We start from the raw sequence: 14250 nt of genomic DNA, 5'->3' as shown, positions 1-14250 counted from the left end.
TCCGCGGCCTGTCCGGCGCGAATGCATTTCACGACACAGCGCCCACGCACCGGATAACGACGACGTATCCGGCGCGAACCACTCACGCGCCGGCCGGCCGGGCAACGCGAGCCTGCAATGCGCGGATGCGGACCAGCGCCTGGGTATTGGACACCGTCGTGTCGTACATTTTCGCGAGATCCGCTTTAAGCGCGGTTCGCGACCCGCCGTCGAGATAGACCATGTGACCCGACGGATAAAAGCGCGCCGACAGGTTTTGCCGGACCTGCTGACTGAGAAGCGGCATCTGCTGCAGGTCCAGCACCGTCTGATAGAACGGCGTGACGAAATCGAAAAAACCGTTCGCCGACAAAACCTTCAGATCGGGATTGAGCGCCATCACCGCGGCGAGGTCGCCGGCGGTGTACAGAATCACGTTGCCGTTCGCGTCGAGCCCCTTCTGCGCGCCGGTCGGGTCGATGTGGCCGAAGTCCCAGAACTTGAACGCCTGATCGTTGAGGTCGGTGAACGACGAATTCGACGTGTATTTCAACTGCTCGTTCAGATACACGTTCCACATGGTCGTGTAGACGCCGGAGACGGCCGTCATGGTCGGATCGTTGCCGCCGGAGTTCGGGTCGATCATGCCGGCGATGCCCGTGTCGATCGCCGTCACCCGCCCGTCATACGCGCCGAGCGCGAGACCTTTCGATTTCAGGAGCGTGGTCAGGAACAGCGAATTGCTGCGGCTGTCGTACGACGCGATATCGAGGCTCCAGGCGAGCAAGGTGGTTGTGTCGATGCCGGTGTATTCGCTGAGCTTTTCGACCGTTGCCGAATCGGTAGTCGGGAACTTGCGCAGTGCCGCCAGATAGTCGGTGCGGGCGAACTGCGCCACTTCTTCGGCGAACGTGCCGAGATCGGCAGGCCGCGGCGCGATGCCGAGCTTCTTGTGATACCACGCGTCCGCGGCAGCAGTGGGCAAGGCGCCGACCGGATTGCCCGACTGCGTGTAATCGAGAATCGACGATTGCAGCGTGATGCCGTTCAGATCGACGCCGTCCTCATGCAGCCGGTACGCCAGCACGCAACTGCGCGCGGTGCCGTACGATTCGCCGAACAGATACTTCGGCGAATTCCAGCGATTGTTCTTCGTCAGAAACCGCTTGATGAACTGTTTGATCGAGTCAGCGTCCTGGTCGACGCCCCAGAAGTCGCGGTTCTTCTTCGGCGCGATGGCCGCCGAGTAGCCGGTGCCGACCGGGTTGATGAAAACGAGGTCGCTCTTGTCGAGCAGGCTGTCCGGGTTGTCCTCCATCGAGTACGGCGCGGGCGGCGTAAAGCTCGGCATCGACGTCTTGATGCGGCGCGGCGCGAACGAGCCCAGCAGCACGAACACTGCCGACGAACCCGGCCCGCCGTTATAGAAGAAAGTCACCGGGCGGGTCTCCTCCTTCTGGTTGTCCTGCGTGAACGCAACGTAGAACATCCTGGCTTCGGGTTGCGAACTGCTCGGATCGACAATCACGAGGTGACCGGCGGTCGCCGTGTAGTTGATCTTGTGTCCGCCGATCGTGACCGAATGGTGCGTGATCGCGGCTGTTTCAGCGGTTTCCGTGACGGAATCGTCCGGCCCGTTGCCATAGGCGACCGGATCGAAAAATGGCTGGTCGCCGGCGTTGGGCGGCGCGCTCGCCGCCGCTGACCCGGGCGCTGCATGAGAGTTGTGTGACGACGGCGGACTAACGGAAGCTGACTCGGTATTTGTCATGATCGCTCCATGGATTCGTTAACGTCGTTAACGTCTTGTGTTGTCTTATCTCGTGTGTCTCTTGAAATGCAAGCGTAGCGCTTGCTGCGCCGACACGGCGCACATCGTTCGTTGTTACCGGGCGTGGAGACGGCTCGCAACCACTTTAGCGGGCCACCACCATGCCACCGCCCGAGCCGAACCGCCGCTCATCAGACTATAGTGCTGCCGCCACCTTCTGACCATTGGGACTGCCGAGTCCCGTGCATGCGTCCCAGCCCACCGACGCGGCAAAACTGCCGTTGTTGCCTTGCGTGATGTCGTTGCAGGCGTTCGTGGCCTTATACAGCTTCGGGTTGACGAAACCGGCCGGCTGCCCTTTCGCCGCATTGATGCGCGCAATCAGCGCCGCCCATAGCGGCGCGACCGCACTCGTGCCGCCGACCACCGTTTGCGTGCCGTCGATCAAGACGCTGTAGCCGGTGGCAGGAGAGGCGTCGCCGGCGACGTCCGGCACGCCGCGCCCGCTAAGCGGCGTCTTGCTGCCGTCAGAACTCGTCGACGATAAGCCTCCTTGCCACACCGGCACCGGAAACGCCTGGCTCACGCCACCGCCGCCCGCACCGCCGGGGCCGTCGTTCCACACCACTTCGCGCGAGATCGACGTGCCCGACGCGGTCACGCTCGTACCGCCGCACGCCAGCACATAAGGGCTCGACGCCGGGAAGTCGACGTGATCGCCGCCGCCCAGGCCGTCGCTCGAGCCGCTGTCGCCCGATGCGGCGCACACGGTCACGCCGAGCGTCGCCGCCGCTTGCAGCACGCTGTTGAAAGCCTGCAGCGACTGGCTGGTCCAATTCGACTCGGGTCCGCCCCAGCTGATCGAGATCACCGAGGGCTTATTGGTCGTGTCGTGCACTGCGCGGCTCACCGCGTCGATGAAACCGGCATCGCTGTTCTGCGTGAAATACACCGCGATCGTCGCGCCCGGCGCAATCGCGCCGACGATTTCGATGTCGAGCGTGACCTCGCCGTCCGGGCCGCTCGGGTCGCCGGTCGGCTGATTGCTGCCCTGGTCGACGCCAACCGGCTTGACCGTCGGCGAGTGGACGCCGAGGCTCGCGAAATAGGTTTTAAGGTCGGAGCTGACGTAGCCACCGCCGAGCTCGATGATGCCGACGCACTCACCGCTGCCGTCGCCTTGTGGAAATTGATAGAGCGACGCGAGCTGCGGCGGCGTAAAGGAAGCCTGCGGCGATCTGGCCGGCTGGAACGGCGGCCGGATGCGAAAGTGCGGCCGCGCCTGTGGCCGGTTGTCGAGACCCAGCACGGCCTCCACCACGCCGTGCAGATCGTCTGGCACGCTGATCGTGCCGGTGCGGCCGCGGAACTGGCCGGCCGAATGATGCTCGTAATGCTGCAGCTGCACACCGAACGCGATCTGGAATTGCGCGATCGTGCCGCTCAGCAATACTGAGCGCGCCACCGGATCTTCTCGCGCCACCGTCAAGCCATGCGCATCTGCGAAGGCTTTCACTTTGGCGATGTCGTCCGGCGCCGCGCCGTAATCCTTTGCAAACGCCTCACGCGACAGCGGTTTGACGCTCGGATCGCCCGCCTCGATCTTGCTCATCAACGCATCGAACTGTGCTTGCTGCTGACGGCGCAGTATCACGAAAACCTCGATCCGTTCAGCGGGATCGCATTGCCCTACGACTTTCGAACCTTGCTCTACCGTGCGCTCGCTGCCCGGCAGCGGATGCTTGTTGGCCATGGTACCGACTCTCCTGTTAGCGTGACGGCGCGGACCGCTGGAAAACCCAGGCAGACCCAGTCACGGCACGCGCCTGCACAATCTCCCCACCTCGAACCTGCGGAGGATTGCTGTTTCAAGAACTCCGTCAAGCCGTCCGACAAATGCATTCGATCACAGTTCCGGCTTGCGCGGCAGTTGTTCGAGTGGCTAACGTCGCGCCTCGTCAATTCGCATCTCGCACCGCTCGCGCTATGATGCTGCAGCGGCAATCCAGCCGTTACATTGCCTCGCGCGCCGCCCGCGCGCACGATCGAAGAATCAGAGGAACATCATGTCCATTTCGATGTATCAAGCATCAGTGCCCGTGCTGGTGCGCGGCCTGACCAACCTGCAAGCCATTCTCGGCAAAGCCGAAGCACACGCTGCCGAGAAACAGATCGACCCGTCCGTGTTCACGAACGCCCGGCTCGCTCCGGACATGCTGCCGCTAGTGCGCCAGGTCTATATCGTCAGCGACACGGCCAAGGGCTGCGCCGCACGTCTCGCGGGCGTTGAAGCGCCGAAGTACGAAGACGTCGAACAGACCTTCGACGAACTGCATGCTCGCCTTCAAAAGACGATTGATTATCTGAAGGAATTCAATGCGGAACAGATCGACGGATCGGAACAACGGGGCGTCACGCTGAAAATGCGCACCGGCCCGATCGAGTTCACAGGGCTTTCGTACCTGCTGGGATTCGTGCTGCCGAACTTCTATTTTCACGTCACGACGGCTTACGACATCCTGCGTCACAACGGCGTCGAACTCGGCAAGCTCGACTATCTGGGCGGCATCAAGTGAGCGGCGTGCGCGCGGTTGCGTGAGCGGTGCGCGATGGGTAAGCGATGGGTAAGCGATGGGCACATGTGCATCGCATGAACGATGTCAAACGCGCGGCTGGAAAGCGATGATCGCCATGCCGGCCAGCGTGAATGCGACGCCGGCCGCATCCCACAGCGTGGGGCGCACTTTGTCGACGCACCATAGCCACACAATCGCCACAGCTACGTAGACACCGCCGTACGCCGCGTAGATGCGGCCTGCGGCGGTGCCGTGCAGCGTCAATAGCCAGGCGAACAATGCGAGGCTGAGCGCGCCGGGCACCAGCAGCCAGACAGAGCCACCGTCTTTCAGCCAGCGCCACGGCAAATAGCAACCGACAATTTCGGCAACGGCGGTTACGGTGTAAAGCAGAAAAGTTTTCATCGATAGACAGGAAGCGAGTGGTTGAGCGGCCGCGTGCGTGCGTATGCGTTTGCGCGTCCATCTATCGGCTTTATTAACACAATCGCTTTGCGCGTGGGCATAGCCCATGCGACAGTCGCCGCAACCATCCCCTATTCACCGCACCTCATGAGCATCGAATCACCCTGTATCGACATCTGCAAGTTCGACGGCAAGACCGGCTTCTGCATCGGCTGTTTGCGCACCCGCGACGAATGCAAAAGCTGGAAGAAGATGAAAGACAAGCATCGCCGGACAATCATTGGGGACCGCTCGCGGCGCGAGCATAAACTGAGCAAGTGAGCCGCGGGGAAGATCAGTCCAGCGACAAGCGCAGCGCGAAGCCGATCAGCGCCGCAGAGAAAGTCCAGCGCTGCAGCGTTTGCGCGAGCGGATGAGCGCGCATCCAGCCGGCGATGCGCGCGGCGCCGATCGCGTACATGACATCGAAGCACACGCCGATGGCGAGCAGCACCAGACCCAGTTCGATCATCTGCAACGCCACCGGTCCGGCCTCCGGACGCACGAACTGCGGCAACAGCACCGAGCAGAACAGCAGCGCTTTCGGGTTCAGCAGATTGGTCAGCAAACCCTTGGTGAAATCGGCACGCAACGGCCGTGACCCGGTGCTCGCCGCGCCGCTTTCAGGCAACGCGAACACCGGCGAGCGAAAGATCTGGATGCCGACCCACGCGAGATAAACCGCGCCGCCGTAGCGCACCACTTCGTATAGCCACGGCGCGCTGCGCAACAGCGCGGCCACACCGCATGCCGAGAGCGTGACGTGCGTCGCGCGCGCCACCCCGAGGCCGCCGGCGGCAGCAAAGCCGCTGCGCACGCCGCGTCCAATACTGGTTTGCAGAACCAGCGCCATGTCCGGTCCGGGCACCGCGTAGACGACGAACAGTGCGGCGATATAGACAATCAGAAGATGTGCGGAAATCATAGGAGCCTCGCGTTTCAAGGCCTCTATGTTGCTATCGTCGACGGAGGGTTTGCTGGCGAATTACATGTTTTGACCCACAACATTTGGAGGAATGCGCTAATATTCGCCTCTTAATCCATGTTTCCCGCTAGTCCACAATCAACGACCAAAAGCGATGACCACCGAGCTCGATAAAACAGACCGCGCGATCCTCGCCGCGCTGCAAAGCGACGGCCGCATGTCGAATGCGCGGCTCGCCGAAACGGTCGGCCTGAGCGAGACGCCGTGCGCGCGCCGTCTCAAGCGGCTGGAGAACGACGGCTATATCGATCAGTACCGCGCGATGCTGTCGCGGTCCGCGCTTGGCTTCGGCGTGGTGGCGTTCGTCTATGTGCGCTTCGCGGTGCACGACCGCGCCGTAGCCACCCGCTTCGAGCGCGAAGTGCAGGCGATTCCGCGCATTCTGGCGTGCCACAACGTGTCGGGCAGCGCGGACTACATCCTGCAGGTCGTCGCGCGCGATCTCGACGACTACGGCACCTTCATGCGCGACGAGATGCGCAGCCTGCCGGGCGTGACGTCGGTGGAGTCGGCGTTGTCGTTGCGCGAAGTGAAAGCCAACGGCGGCTTGCCGCTGTCCTGAATGCCGTCGTGGCATAGTCATCCCTTTTGACACGGCGCGAGCCGACCAGACGAACACGGAGTTTTCATGGATCACGAACAGGCGCGAGCCGAAGAAACCGTAGCGATGGAGCGCGTCTTGACCGCCACCAGGCGGGTGCAGTCCGCATTTGCTTCGCTGCAATCGCAATTCCCGCCTGCCGGCAGCGGCAAGCCTTCGCAGTTCGCGCTACAAACCTTCGACGCCGCGTTGCAGGAACTCGAAGACGCGCAGGCCGCATTCGACGGCCTGCTCGGCGATCTGCTTGACGGCAATCGTTGAGTGGCGTAGCGGGCCCTTCACTGCGTAGCCGCTGCGGGGGACGCGGGCGGCGGTCGTCTCAAGTTTCCGCCTGGCGCGCCGCCGCGTTATTTGGAGGGGCTCGGCGGGCTTGACCGTTAGTTGCGTCTCTATGAAGCAAAGCCGAAACCATCCCACCTTCGCCGGCGAAAAGCACAACGGAGAAATTGTTCATCGCGAGGCCGACTTTTACGCAGGAGCCGTCGGCAAAATACAGTTCTCCCGTAGCGTCACTGCAGACGCACGAATAGCGATCCGCCTCCCCTACATACCCCAGCGCAATCCCGGCGTATGCACCGCACTGTCCCAGTGGCGCTTCATCTCATCGTCGAGGACACACAGCGTTATTGAAGCGCCGGCCATTTCGAGCGAAGTCGTCAATGCGCCGACCTGCGCGCGGCCGATCTTCAGACCGCGCTGCTCCAGCCACACACGCGTGGAGTTGAAGAGCAGATAAAGCTCGCCGAGCGGCGTGCCGCCGAGCCCATTGATGAGCACCAGCAACTCCGCATCAGCCGCCGGTTTCAGGTCTTCAGCGATCGCCGTGAGCAATTCGCCCGCGATCGCGTCGGCGGGCGCGAACTTCGCGCGCCGCCGGCCGGGCTCGCCATGAATGCCGACGCCCACTTCGATTTCGTCGTCGCCGATCTTGAACGTCAGCGTGCCGGCAGCCGGCACCGTGCAACTGGTGAACGCCACGCCCATTGACGCGGTGCGCTTGTTGATCCGGTCGCCGAAGGCCTTGCATTGCTCGAGGTTCGCGCCGCTCTCGGCCATGCTGCCCACCAGCTTTTCGACGATCACCGCGCCCGCGACGCCGCGGCGCCCCGTCGTGTAACTCGAGTTTTCGACGGCCACGTCGTCGTTGATCAACACCATCGCGTTCGGCACCTCGGACATCTCCGACGCCATCTCGAAGTTCATCAGGTCGCCGGAGTAGTTCTTCACGATGAACAGCACACCCGCACCGGTATCGACGGCCCTCGCGGCGGACATCATCTGGTCCGGCGTCGGCGACGTGAATATCTGTCCGGGACAGGCGGCGTCGAGCATCCCATAACCGACAAAGCCCGAATGCAACGGCTCGTGCCCGGAACCGCCGCCAGAAATCAGCGCGACCTTGCCGGGCTTCAACGCCTTGCGGCGCACGAACACGGGTTCATTGTTGAGCACCACCAGATCGCTGTGCGCGGCGGCGAATCCCGCCAGACTCTCGGCGAGAAAATCGTCCACATGGTTGATAAATTTTTTCACGGTCTCTCGCTCCTTCACTCGTTGTGTTGCGCCAGCCGCGCGCATACCGCCGCAATCATGATCTGACTGGAACGTGCGCCGGGATCGATATGTCCGCGCGAACGCTCGCCGAGAAACGACGCGCGTCCCTTGGTCGCCAGCATGTCGCGGGTCGCGAGCATGTTCTCCTCGGCGACCTGCGGCAGCGCCTCGCGCACCGCGCGGGCCGTTGCCCCTTGCGCGGCGAGTTCATCGAAGCGCCTCGCGACCGGGATCAGCACGTCCATCATCGTTTTGCTGCCGACGCCGGTCTTGCCGCGTTGACCGACTGCCTCCACTCCCGCAGCAAAGACATGCGCAAAGCCGGCCACGTCCCACGTATTTCCCGCGGACGCTTTCGCCATGCCGCTCAGCAACGAGAAAAACAAGGGCCCTGACGACCCGCCGACCGTCGACAACACCTTCGACGCCGCGAGTTCGAGCGCGGGACTGAATGCCTCGGCTTCTATATCCGCTCTCACGGCAAGCAGCGCTTCCATGCCTCGCAGCAGATTGAAGATGTGATCGCCATCGCCGATCTGCTGGTCGAGCAACGCGATCTCGTCGGTGTGTTCCTTCAGCGATGCATAGGCGGCGTCGATGCACGCCATGACCGTTTTGCCGTTCATGTCGGGATCCTCCTGCCGTCGGCACGGAAAAATAGAAGACTGCGCGCCGGCAGCGAAACACCGACCGATTGTCCTGGCGAAAAATTGCGCTCCGCAACCGTTGTCGCCACCACGGCAGTTCCGGCGCGATCGAGAATCAGCAGGTGGCGCAGCGGCGAATATTCGAGCACCTTCAGATTCATTGCATCCTGGGCGCCCGCAATGTCGCGCTGATCGTGTATATCCGCCTCATGCAGCACGATGTCCTCAGGGCGGATCGCGACGGTCGCCGTGCCCGCCGGCATATGCGCCGAGTCGAACAGCGCGGGCGGCAGCACGTTGATCGGCGGGGAGCCGAGCCGCTGCGCGGCGCTTAGCGACACTGGATTGCCATACACCTCGCGCGGTGTGCCGAGTTGCACGAGACGCCCATGTTCGAGAATGCCGATGCGATCGGCGAGCGTCGTCGCCTCGACCTGATCATGTGTAACGTAGACGATCGTTGCACCAATCGTGCGATGCAGGCGCTTGAGCTCGACGCGCAACTCCTCACGCAGCTTCGCATCGAGCGACGAAAGCGGCTCGTCCATCAGAAACGCCTTGGGTTGCCGCACGAGCGCGCGCCCTATCGCCACACGCTGCATTTCACCGCCTGACAGATGCGTCGCCATGTTGTCGAGCTTCGATTCCATATGCAACATCTCGGCGACCGCGTGAACTCGCGCGCGCACCTCGGCCTCGCTGCTGCGCCTTCTCGGCGAGCGCAAAGGAAACGCCAGATTGCCGAACACGGTCAGATGCGGATACAGCGAGTACTGCTGGAAGATAAACGCGACATCGCGATCGGATGGATGCACGCCCGTTGCAATCGCGCCGTCGATCAGGACATCGCCGGCATCCGGCCGCTCCAGCCCGGCGATCAGGCGCAGCGTAGTTGTCTTACCCGCGCCGCTCGGTCCGAGCAGCACCACGAACTCGCCGTCCTTCACATCAATCGAAAGATCGTCGACAGCGAGAATGTCGCCAAAGCGTTTCGACACATTGCGCAACTGGATTTCAGCCATGAGCTTCTCCGTGTGCGGGAATCGTGGGAGCGGCGCCCGGCAGCAGGCGGCCCGATTGCGCGTCGTAGAGCAGCGTGCGTTCCTTGCGAAACGACAGACCGACCGGCGATCCGGCAGGCAAACCGTCGTCCTTGCCCGCACGCACACGCACAATACCCAGTGCGGTTTCGATCACCAGCACCTGATGCGAGCCGAGATATTCATCGGCGATAACCTTGCCGCGCAGCGGACCGTGTTCGTCGATGACGACATGCTCCGGGCGGATCCCCAGCATCACGCGGGCAGCGGCCTGCTCGCACCGTGGCACCGGCACCGGTGCGCCATGCAGGCTTACTTCTTCGTGACCCACATCGATACCGCCATCCACCCGCAGGAAATTCATCGGCGGACTGCCGATAAAGTTGCCGACGAACACTGTCGCCGGAAAGTGATAGATCTCATGCGGCGGTCCCGCTTGCAGCACTTCGCCCTTGTTCATCACGACGATGTCGTCGGCCATCGCCATCGCTTCGCTCTGATCGTGCGTGACGTAGACGGTCGTTGCGGCAAGCGCGTTATGCAGCCTGCGCAGTTCGAGACACATCAGCTCACGGAAGTCCGCATCGAGCGTGCCGAGCGGCTCGTCCATCAGAAACGCCTTAGGCTGCCGCACGATCGCGCGGCCGAGCGCCACGCGCTGGCGGTCGCCGCCGGACAGCCCCCCGGTCTTGCGATCGAGAATGCTCTCGATGCGCAGCATGTGCGCGGCCGCATCGACCCGGGTCGCGATCTCCTTGCGCGACACGTGCTCGTTTTTCAGCGGAAACGCGATGTTGTTGCGCACGGTCATGTGCGGATACAACGCGAACATCTGAAAGACGAACGCGATATCGCGCTGACGCGCACGCAACGCCGTCACGTCTTCGCCGTCGATCAGGATTTGCCCGGAGGTGGGCAACTCGAGCCCGGCGATCATCCGCAGCGTGGTGGTCTTGCCGCAACCCGACGGACCGAGCAACACGACAAAGCGCCTCGCGCCGATCGTCAGACTGGTGTCGCGCACTGCGACGAAGTCGTCGAAACGTTTGTGGAGGTTGGCGAGAACGATCGTGGACATATCATCAGTCCGGGAAATGACTGGTGACGACGAACGCGAGCGCGCCCACCAGGACGACCGGAAACGACCACGTGAACAACGCCAGCGAAAACGGCTGCACCAGCATCGCCATGCCGAGACCGATCAGCGCGGTCGACGCGGCTTCGCTGTAGCCACGGCGTAGAAAATGCCTGCGCGGCAACACGGCGTCTCGTTTCATTTGCGCACCGCTCCAAAGGTGATGCCACGCAACAGATGCTTGCGCAGCACGACAGTGAAGATGAGGATCGGCAGCACGAACAGCGTCGTCGCCGCTGCAACGGCCGGCCAATCCTGGCCGCCTTCGCCGATGATGAACGGGATGAACGGCGGCATGGTTTGCGCATCGCCGCTCGTCAGCAGCGACGCGAACGCATACTCGTTCCACGCGAAGATCAGGCAGAAAATCGCGGTCGCGGCGATGCCGGTGATCGCCTGCGGCAGCACCACTTTGACGAAGGCCTGCAAACGCGTATAACCGTCGACCAGCGCCGCCTCTTCGTACTCACGCGGAATCTCGTCCATGAAACCCTTCAGCAGCCACACCGCCAGCGACACGTTCACCGCCGTATACAGCACGATCATGCCGACGTAGCTGTCGCTCAAACCCAATGCGCGGTACATCAGGTAGATCGGAATCGCGACCGCGATCGGCGGCATCATGCGCGTCGACAGGATGAAGAACAGCAGGTCGTCGGCGAGCGGCACCTTGAAACGCGAGAACGCGTAAGCCGCGAGGGTGCCGAGAAACACCGCGAGAAAAGTCGAGCCGAAACCGATCACGAGCGAGTTCATGAAACGGGGCAAAACCTTCGAAGGTCCCGCGATCACCATATTGCGCTTGCGCACATCACGCTCATACCAGGTCCGCGCGGGGGGCAAACTGGCAATGAACTCCGGCGTCTGCCGCGAACGGATCGTGAACAGATTCACATAGCCTTCCATCGACGGCTGAAACAGCACGACGGGCGGATAGGCGATCGCGTCTTCCTGCGTCTTGAAGCTCGTCAGGAAGATCCAGACCATCGGCAAGGTCGCGAGCAATGCATAGGTGATGACGGCCGCCGCGGCGAACCGCTTGCCGCGCGCCGACGACGCCACCACCGAATGTTGGGTAGTAGTCGGTCTCATCGCTGTTTCACCCGGTTGAGCGCCTTGACGTAGATGTTCGCCGCGCCGAACACCGTCACGAACAGGATGATGGCCAGCGCTGACGAATAGCCGGTCTGCCACTTCTCGAACGCGGCGCGCTTTAGCGTAATCGACACGGTTTCCGTTACCGAACCTGGTCCACCCGAGGTCAGCAGATTCACCATGTCGAACATCTTGAAGTTCTCGATGCCGCGAAACAGCACGGCGAGCATCAGGAACGGCAAGGTCATCGGCAGCGTGATCGACCAGAACTGCCGCCACGGCGTGGCGCGATCCACTTCGGCTGCTTCGTAGATGTAGTCGGGAATCGAACGCAAACCTGCGAGGCAGATGAGCATCACGTATGGCGTCCACATCCAGGTGTCGACCATCACGATGGTCCACGGCGCAAGCGACACGTCGCCGATCATCTGGAACGAGCCGGGCGCGATGCCGGTGAAGAAGCCGACGATGTCGTTAAAGAGACCCGTCTGCGGCTGCAACAGAAAGGTCCAGAAATTGCCGACGACTGCCGGCGACAGCATCATCGGAAGCAGGATCAGCGTGGTCCAGAAACTATGGCCGCGAAACTGCCGGTTGATCAGCAGCGCAAGGCCAAAGCCCAGAAGAACTTCGAGTCCGACCGACCAGAACACGAAACGCGCTGTGACCTGCATCGCGTACCAGATGTCTTCGTCGGTGAGAATGTCGACGTAGTTGTCGATACCGACAAAGCGCGCCGGCATGCTCGGCATATTCGATTTGAAGTTCGTGAACGACAAACGTAATGCCCAGATCAACGGAAAGATGTTGATCGCGAGCAGCAACAGGATCGTAGGGAGAATGAACAGCCACGCTATCGTTCTGTCCGATAGGCCGGCCAGGCGCGTGCGCACGCGCGCCGGCGCGCCGGATTCGAGACCCGTCGACGCAAAAGGCTTGTTTGCCAACATGCCTGACTCCTTTAAGCGGACCGGCGGCAATGTGCAAATGCACGAGCAGGCGCCGCCGGTCCAGTCCGGATACACGCTAGTTCTTGCCTTCGGCCTTGAAGACCTTGTTCCAGTCTTTGACCAGCAGATCGAGCGCGTCCTTGGCCGTGCCTTTGTCGGCCACCACATAGTCGTGGATGCGCTTTTGCATATCGAGCAGCAGTTCGGCATAAGCGGGCTCGGCCCAGAAGTCCTTCACGATCGCCATCGACTTCAGGAAAGCCGGTGCAAAAGGTGCGCTCTTTGGAAAGTCCGGCGCATCCACCACGGACTTGGCCGCCGAATAGCCGCCCAGTTGCCACCATTTCTGCTGAACCTCGGGCTGCGCGAACCATTTGATGTACTCGAGCGCGTCGTCCTTATGATCCGAGTATGAGACAACCGAGATGCCCTGCCCGCCCAGCTGCGTGTATTGCTTCGACTCACGCGGATTGACGAAGAAGCCGATCTTGTCGCCGCCGACATTCGGGTCTTTATAGAGTCCGGGGAAGAACGCAAACCAGTTCATCTGCATCGCCACCTGGCCGGACTTGAACGCGTCGAGTCCTTCCTGCATGTAAGCGTTGGTCATGCCCGGCGCCGTGCAGCACTTGTAGAGCGCCTTGTAGAATTCCAGCCCCTTGACCGCGCCCGGTGAATTCACAAAGCCGTCGAGGTGATAAGGCTTCTTGGGGTCCTCGTATTCGAAACCGAAGTTATAGAGCGCATTGGTCACGCCCATCGTGATACCTTCGGAACCACGCTCAGTGAAAATATAGGCGCCGTACACGGTTTTGCCGTCGATCTTGCGGCCCTGGAAGAACTCGGCGGTTTGCTTGAGTTCGTCCAACGTGGTGGGCGGTTCGAGTTCCCGTTTATATTTCTGCTTGAACTCCGCACGCAACTCAGGGCGCGCGAACCAGTCCTTGCGATACGTCCAGCCGACCGCATCGGCCATTGCCGGCAACGCCCAGTAGTTCGGCGTATTCTTCGGCCACTCCGAATAACCGACCACGGTCGCCGGCACGAAGTCGTTCATCGATATCTTGTTCTTCGCGAAGAAATCATTGAGTTTGACGTAGTGCCCATTGACCGCCGCGCCGCCGATCCACTGGCTGTCGCCGATGATCAGGTCGCACAGTTTGCCGTGCGAATTGAGCTCGTTAATGAACCGATCCGCGTAACTGGTCCACGGCACAAACTCGAATTTCATCTTGATGCCGGTCTTGCTCGTGAAATCCTTCGACAGTTCGACGAGTGCGTTGGCCGGGTCCCACGCCGCCCAGCATAAGGTCAACTGCTTGCCCTGTGCTTGCGCGCCCGTAGCCATGCCGAGTCCCAACGATACGATGGCTGCCGCCATTACCCTTGCTGACGTAAGACGAAACATGTGTCTTCTCCTTGTCTTTCCCGGGTCTCCAACCTGATATGGAACAGCGCCCATGCGCCGGGCAC

At 61.9% G+C, this 14250-nt stretch carries 16 protein-coding genes; 4 read left to right on the top strand and 12 right to left on the bottom strand.

Going from position 1 to position 14250, the window contains the following annotated elements; all coding sequences use genetic code 11:
• Positions 1 to 82: 82 nt before the first annotated feature.
• Entirely contained in the window at positions 83 to 1750 is a 1668-nt protein-coding gene (locus tag AC3WOG_RS28600; RefSeq protein ID WP_492581189.1) for a S10 family peptidase, read from the bottom strand.
• A 196-nt stretch (positions 1751 to 1946) separates the two neighbouring features.
• Entirely contained in the window at positions 1947 to 3503 is a 1557-nt protein-coding gene (locus AC3WOG_RS28595) for a S53 family peptidase (protein WP_492581188.1), read from the bottom strand.
• Positions 3504 to 3816: 313 nt separating this feature from the next.
• Between AC3WOG_RS28595 and AC3WOG_RS28590 the strand changes: the two genes are divergently transcribed.
• On the top strand, positions 3817 to 4326 hold the full coding sequence (locus AC3WOG_RS28590) for a DUF1993 domain-containing protein (protein WP_492581187.1): 510 nt from the start codon (positions 3817 to 3819) through the stop codon (positions 4324 to 4326).
• Between the two features lie 84 nt (positions 4327 to 4410).
• Here the strand turns inward: AC3WOG_RS28590 and AC3WOG_RS28585 are convergent, their stop codons facing one another.
• Positions 4411 to 4731 (bottom strand): YnfA family protein, encoded by a 321-nt coding sequence (locus AC3WOG_RS28585; protein ID WP_492581186.1) that lies wholly within the window; start codon positions 4729 to 4731, stop codon positions 4411 to 4413.
• 147 nt (positions 4732 to 4878) lie between these two features.
• On the opposite strand from AC3WOG_RS28585, the gene AC3WOG_RS28580 reads away from it, so the two are divergent.
• Entirely contained in the window at positions 4879 to 5052 is a 174-nt protein-coding gene (locus AC3WOG_RS28580; RefSeq protein WP_492582479.1) for a DUF1289 domain-containing protein, read from the top strand.
• A gap of 13 nt (positions 5053 to 5065) precedes the next feature.
• Here AC3WOG_RS28580 and AC3WOG_RS28575 read toward each other — a convergent pair whose 3' ends face one another.
• Complete coding sequence (locus AC3WOG_RS28575) at positions 5066 to 5695, bottom strand: LysE family translocator (protein WP_492581185.1); 630 nt, start codon at positions 5693 to 5695, stop codon at positions 5066 to 5068.
• 154 nt (positions 5696 to 5849) lie between these two features.
• On the opposite strand from AC3WOG_RS28575, the gene AC3WOG_RS28570 reads away from it, so the two are divergent.
• Together AC3WOG_RS28570 and AC3WOG_RS28565 are read left to right on the top strand one after the other, a co-directional pair.
• Positions 5850 to 6317: an Lrp/AsnC family transcriptional regulator gene (locus AC3WOG_RS28570; protein WP_341316068.1), complete on the top strand. Its 468-nt coding sequence runs from the start codon at positions 5850 to 5852 to the stop codon at positions 6315 to 6317.
• Positions 6318 to 6383: 66 nt separating this feature from the next.
• Positions 6384 to 6617 carry a hypothetical protein gene (locus AC3WOG_RS28565; RefSeq protein WP_492581184.1) on the top strand — a complete coding sequence of 78 codons (234 nt, stop codon included), beginning with the start codon at positions 6384 to 6386 and terminating at the stop codon, positions 6615 to 6617.
• A 282-nt stretch (positions 6618 to 6899) separates the two neighbouring features.
• Here the strand turns inward: AC3WOG_RS28565 and dhaK are convergent, their stop codons facing one another.
• From dhaK to AC3WOG_RS28525, 8 genes are all read right to left on the bottom strand, one after another.
• Entirely contained in the window at positions 6900 to 7889 is a 990-nt protein-coding gene (gene dhaK / locus AC3WOG_RS28560) for a dihydroxyacetone kinase subunit DhaK (protein ID WP_492581183.1), read from the bottom strand.
• Between the two features lie 14 nt (positions 7890 to 7903).
• Positions 7904 to 8536 (bottom strand): dihydroxyacetone kinase subunit DhaL, encoded by a 633-nt coding sequence (gene dhaL, locus AC3WOG_RS28555; protein WP_492581182.1) that lies wholly within the window; start codon positions 8534 to 8536, stop codon positions 7904 to 7906.
• Positions 8533 to 9579: an ABC transporter ATP-binding protein gene (locus AC3WOG_RS28550; RefSeq protein ID WP_492581181.1), complete on the bottom strand. Its 1047-nt coding sequence runs from the start codon at positions 9577 to 9579 to the stop codon at positions 8533 to 8535. Before AC3WOG_RS28550 ends, dhaL begins: the two co-directional genes overlap by 4 nt.
• The gene (locus AC3WOG_RS28545; RefSeq protein ID WP_492581180.1) at positions 9572 to 10675 is read right to left on the bottom strand and encodes an ABC transporter ATP-binding protein; all 1104 of its coding nucleotides are present in this window, start codon (positions 10673 to 10675) and stop codon (positions 9572 to 9574) included. The genes AC3WOG_RS28550 and AC3WOG_RS28545 overlap by 8 nt, the downstream gene beginning before the upstream one ends.
• Before the next feature lie 4 nt (positions 10676 to 10679).
• Complete coding sequence (locus tag AC3WOG_RS28540; protein WP_492581179.1) at positions 10680 to 10874, bottom strand: hypothetical protein; 195 nt, start codon at positions 10872 to 10874, stop codon at positions 10680 to 10682.
• Entirely contained in the window at positions 10871 to 11824 is a 954-nt protein-coding gene (locus AC3WOG_RS28535; protein WP_492581178.1) for a carbohydrate ABC transporter permease, read from the bottom strand. Before AC3WOG_RS28535 ends, AC3WOG_RS28540 begins: the two co-directional genes overlap by 4 nt.
• Entirely contained in the window at positions 11821 to 12777 is a 957-nt protein-coding gene (locus tag AC3WOG_RS28530) for a carbohydrate ABC transporter permease (RefSeq protein ID WP_492581177.1), read from the bottom strand. Before AC3WOG_RS28530 ends, AC3WOG_RS28535 begins: the two co-directional genes overlap by 4 nt.
• Before the next feature lie 76 nt (positions 12778 to 12853).
• A complete protein-coding gene (locus AC3WOG_RS28525) occupies positions 12854 to 14185 on the bottom strand; it encodes an ABC transporter substrate-binding protein (protein ID WP_492581176.1) in 1332 nt (443 codons plus the stop codon).
• Positions 14186 to 14250 lie beyond the last annotated feature (65 nt).

The organism is Paraburkholderia sp. FW306-02-B (genome assembly GCF_058782725.1).
The sequence above is the reverse complement of the archived record's forward strand: the minus strand, read 5'-3'. Positions and strand labels throughout refer to the sequence as shown.

What these genes read in the sequence shown, in the direction of transcription:
- AC3WOG_RS28600 (WP_492581189.1), bottom strand. Translation starts at nt 1,750, where the DNA reads ATGACAAATACCGAGTCAGCTTCCGTTAGTCCGCCGTCGTCACACAAC.
- AC3WOG_RS28595 (WP_492581188.1), bottom strand. Translation starts at nt 3,503, where the DNA reads ATGGCCAACAAGCATCCGCTGCCGGGCAGCGAGCGCACGGTAGAGCAA.
- AC3WOG_RS28590 (WP_492581187.1), top strand. Translation starts at nt 3,817, where the DNA reads ATGTCCATTTCGATGTATCAAGCATCAGTGCCCGTGCTGGTGCGCGGC.
- AC3WOG_RS28585 (WP_492581186.1), bottom strand. Translation starts at nt 4,731, where the DNA reads ATGAAAACTTTTCTGCTTTACACCGTAACCGCCGTTGCCGAAATTGTC.
- AC3WOG_RS28580 (WP_492582479.1), top strand. Translation starts at nt 4,879, where the DNA reads ATGAGCATCGAATCACCCTGTATCGACATCTGCAAGTTCGACGGCAAG.
- AC3WOG_RS28575 (WP_492581185.1), bottom strand. Translation starts at nt 5,695, where the DNA reads ATGATTTCCGCACATCTTCTGATTGTCTATATCGCCGCACTGTTCGTC.
- AC3WOG_RS28570 (WP_341316068.1), top strand. Translation starts at nt 5,850, where the DNA reads ATGACCACCGAGCTCGATAAAACAGACCGCGCGATCCTCGCCGCGCTG.
- AC3WOG_RS28565 (WP_492581184.1), top strand. Translation starts at nt 6,384, where the DNA reads ATGGATCACGAACAGGCGCGAGCCGAAGAAACCGTAGCGATGGAGCGC.
- dhaL (WP_492581182.1), bottom strand. Translation starts at nt 8,536, where the DNA reads ATGAACGGCAAAACGGTCATGGCGTGCATCGACGCCGCCTATGCATCG.
- AC3WOG_RS28550 (WP_492581181.1), bottom strand. Translation starts at nt 9,579, where the DNA reads ATGGCTGAAATCCAGTTGCGCAATGTGTCGAAACGCTTTGGCGACATT.
- AC3WOG_RS28545 (WP_492581180.1), bottom strand. Translation starts at nt 10,675, where the DNA reads ATGTCCACGATCGTTCTCGCCAACCTCCACAAACGTTTCGACGACTTC.
- AC3WOG_RS28540 (WP_492581179.1), bottom strand. Translation starts at nt 10,874, where the DNA reads ATGAAACGAGACGCCGTGTTGCCGCGCAGGCATTTTCTACGCCGTGGC.
- AC3WOG_RS28535 (WP_492581178.1), bottom strand. Translation starts at nt 11,824, where the DNA reads ATGAGACCGACTACTACCCAACATTCGGTGGTGGCGTCGTCGGCGCGC.
- AC3WOG_RS28530 (WP_492581177.1), bottom strand. Translation starts at nt 12,777, where the DNA reads ATGTTGGCAAACAAGCCTTTTGCGTCGACGGGTCTCGAATCCGGCGCG.
- AC3WOG_RS28525 (WP_492581176.1), bottom strand. Translation starts at nt 14,185, where the DNA reads ATGTTTCGTCTTACGTCAGCAAGGGTAATGGCGGCAGCCATCGTATCG.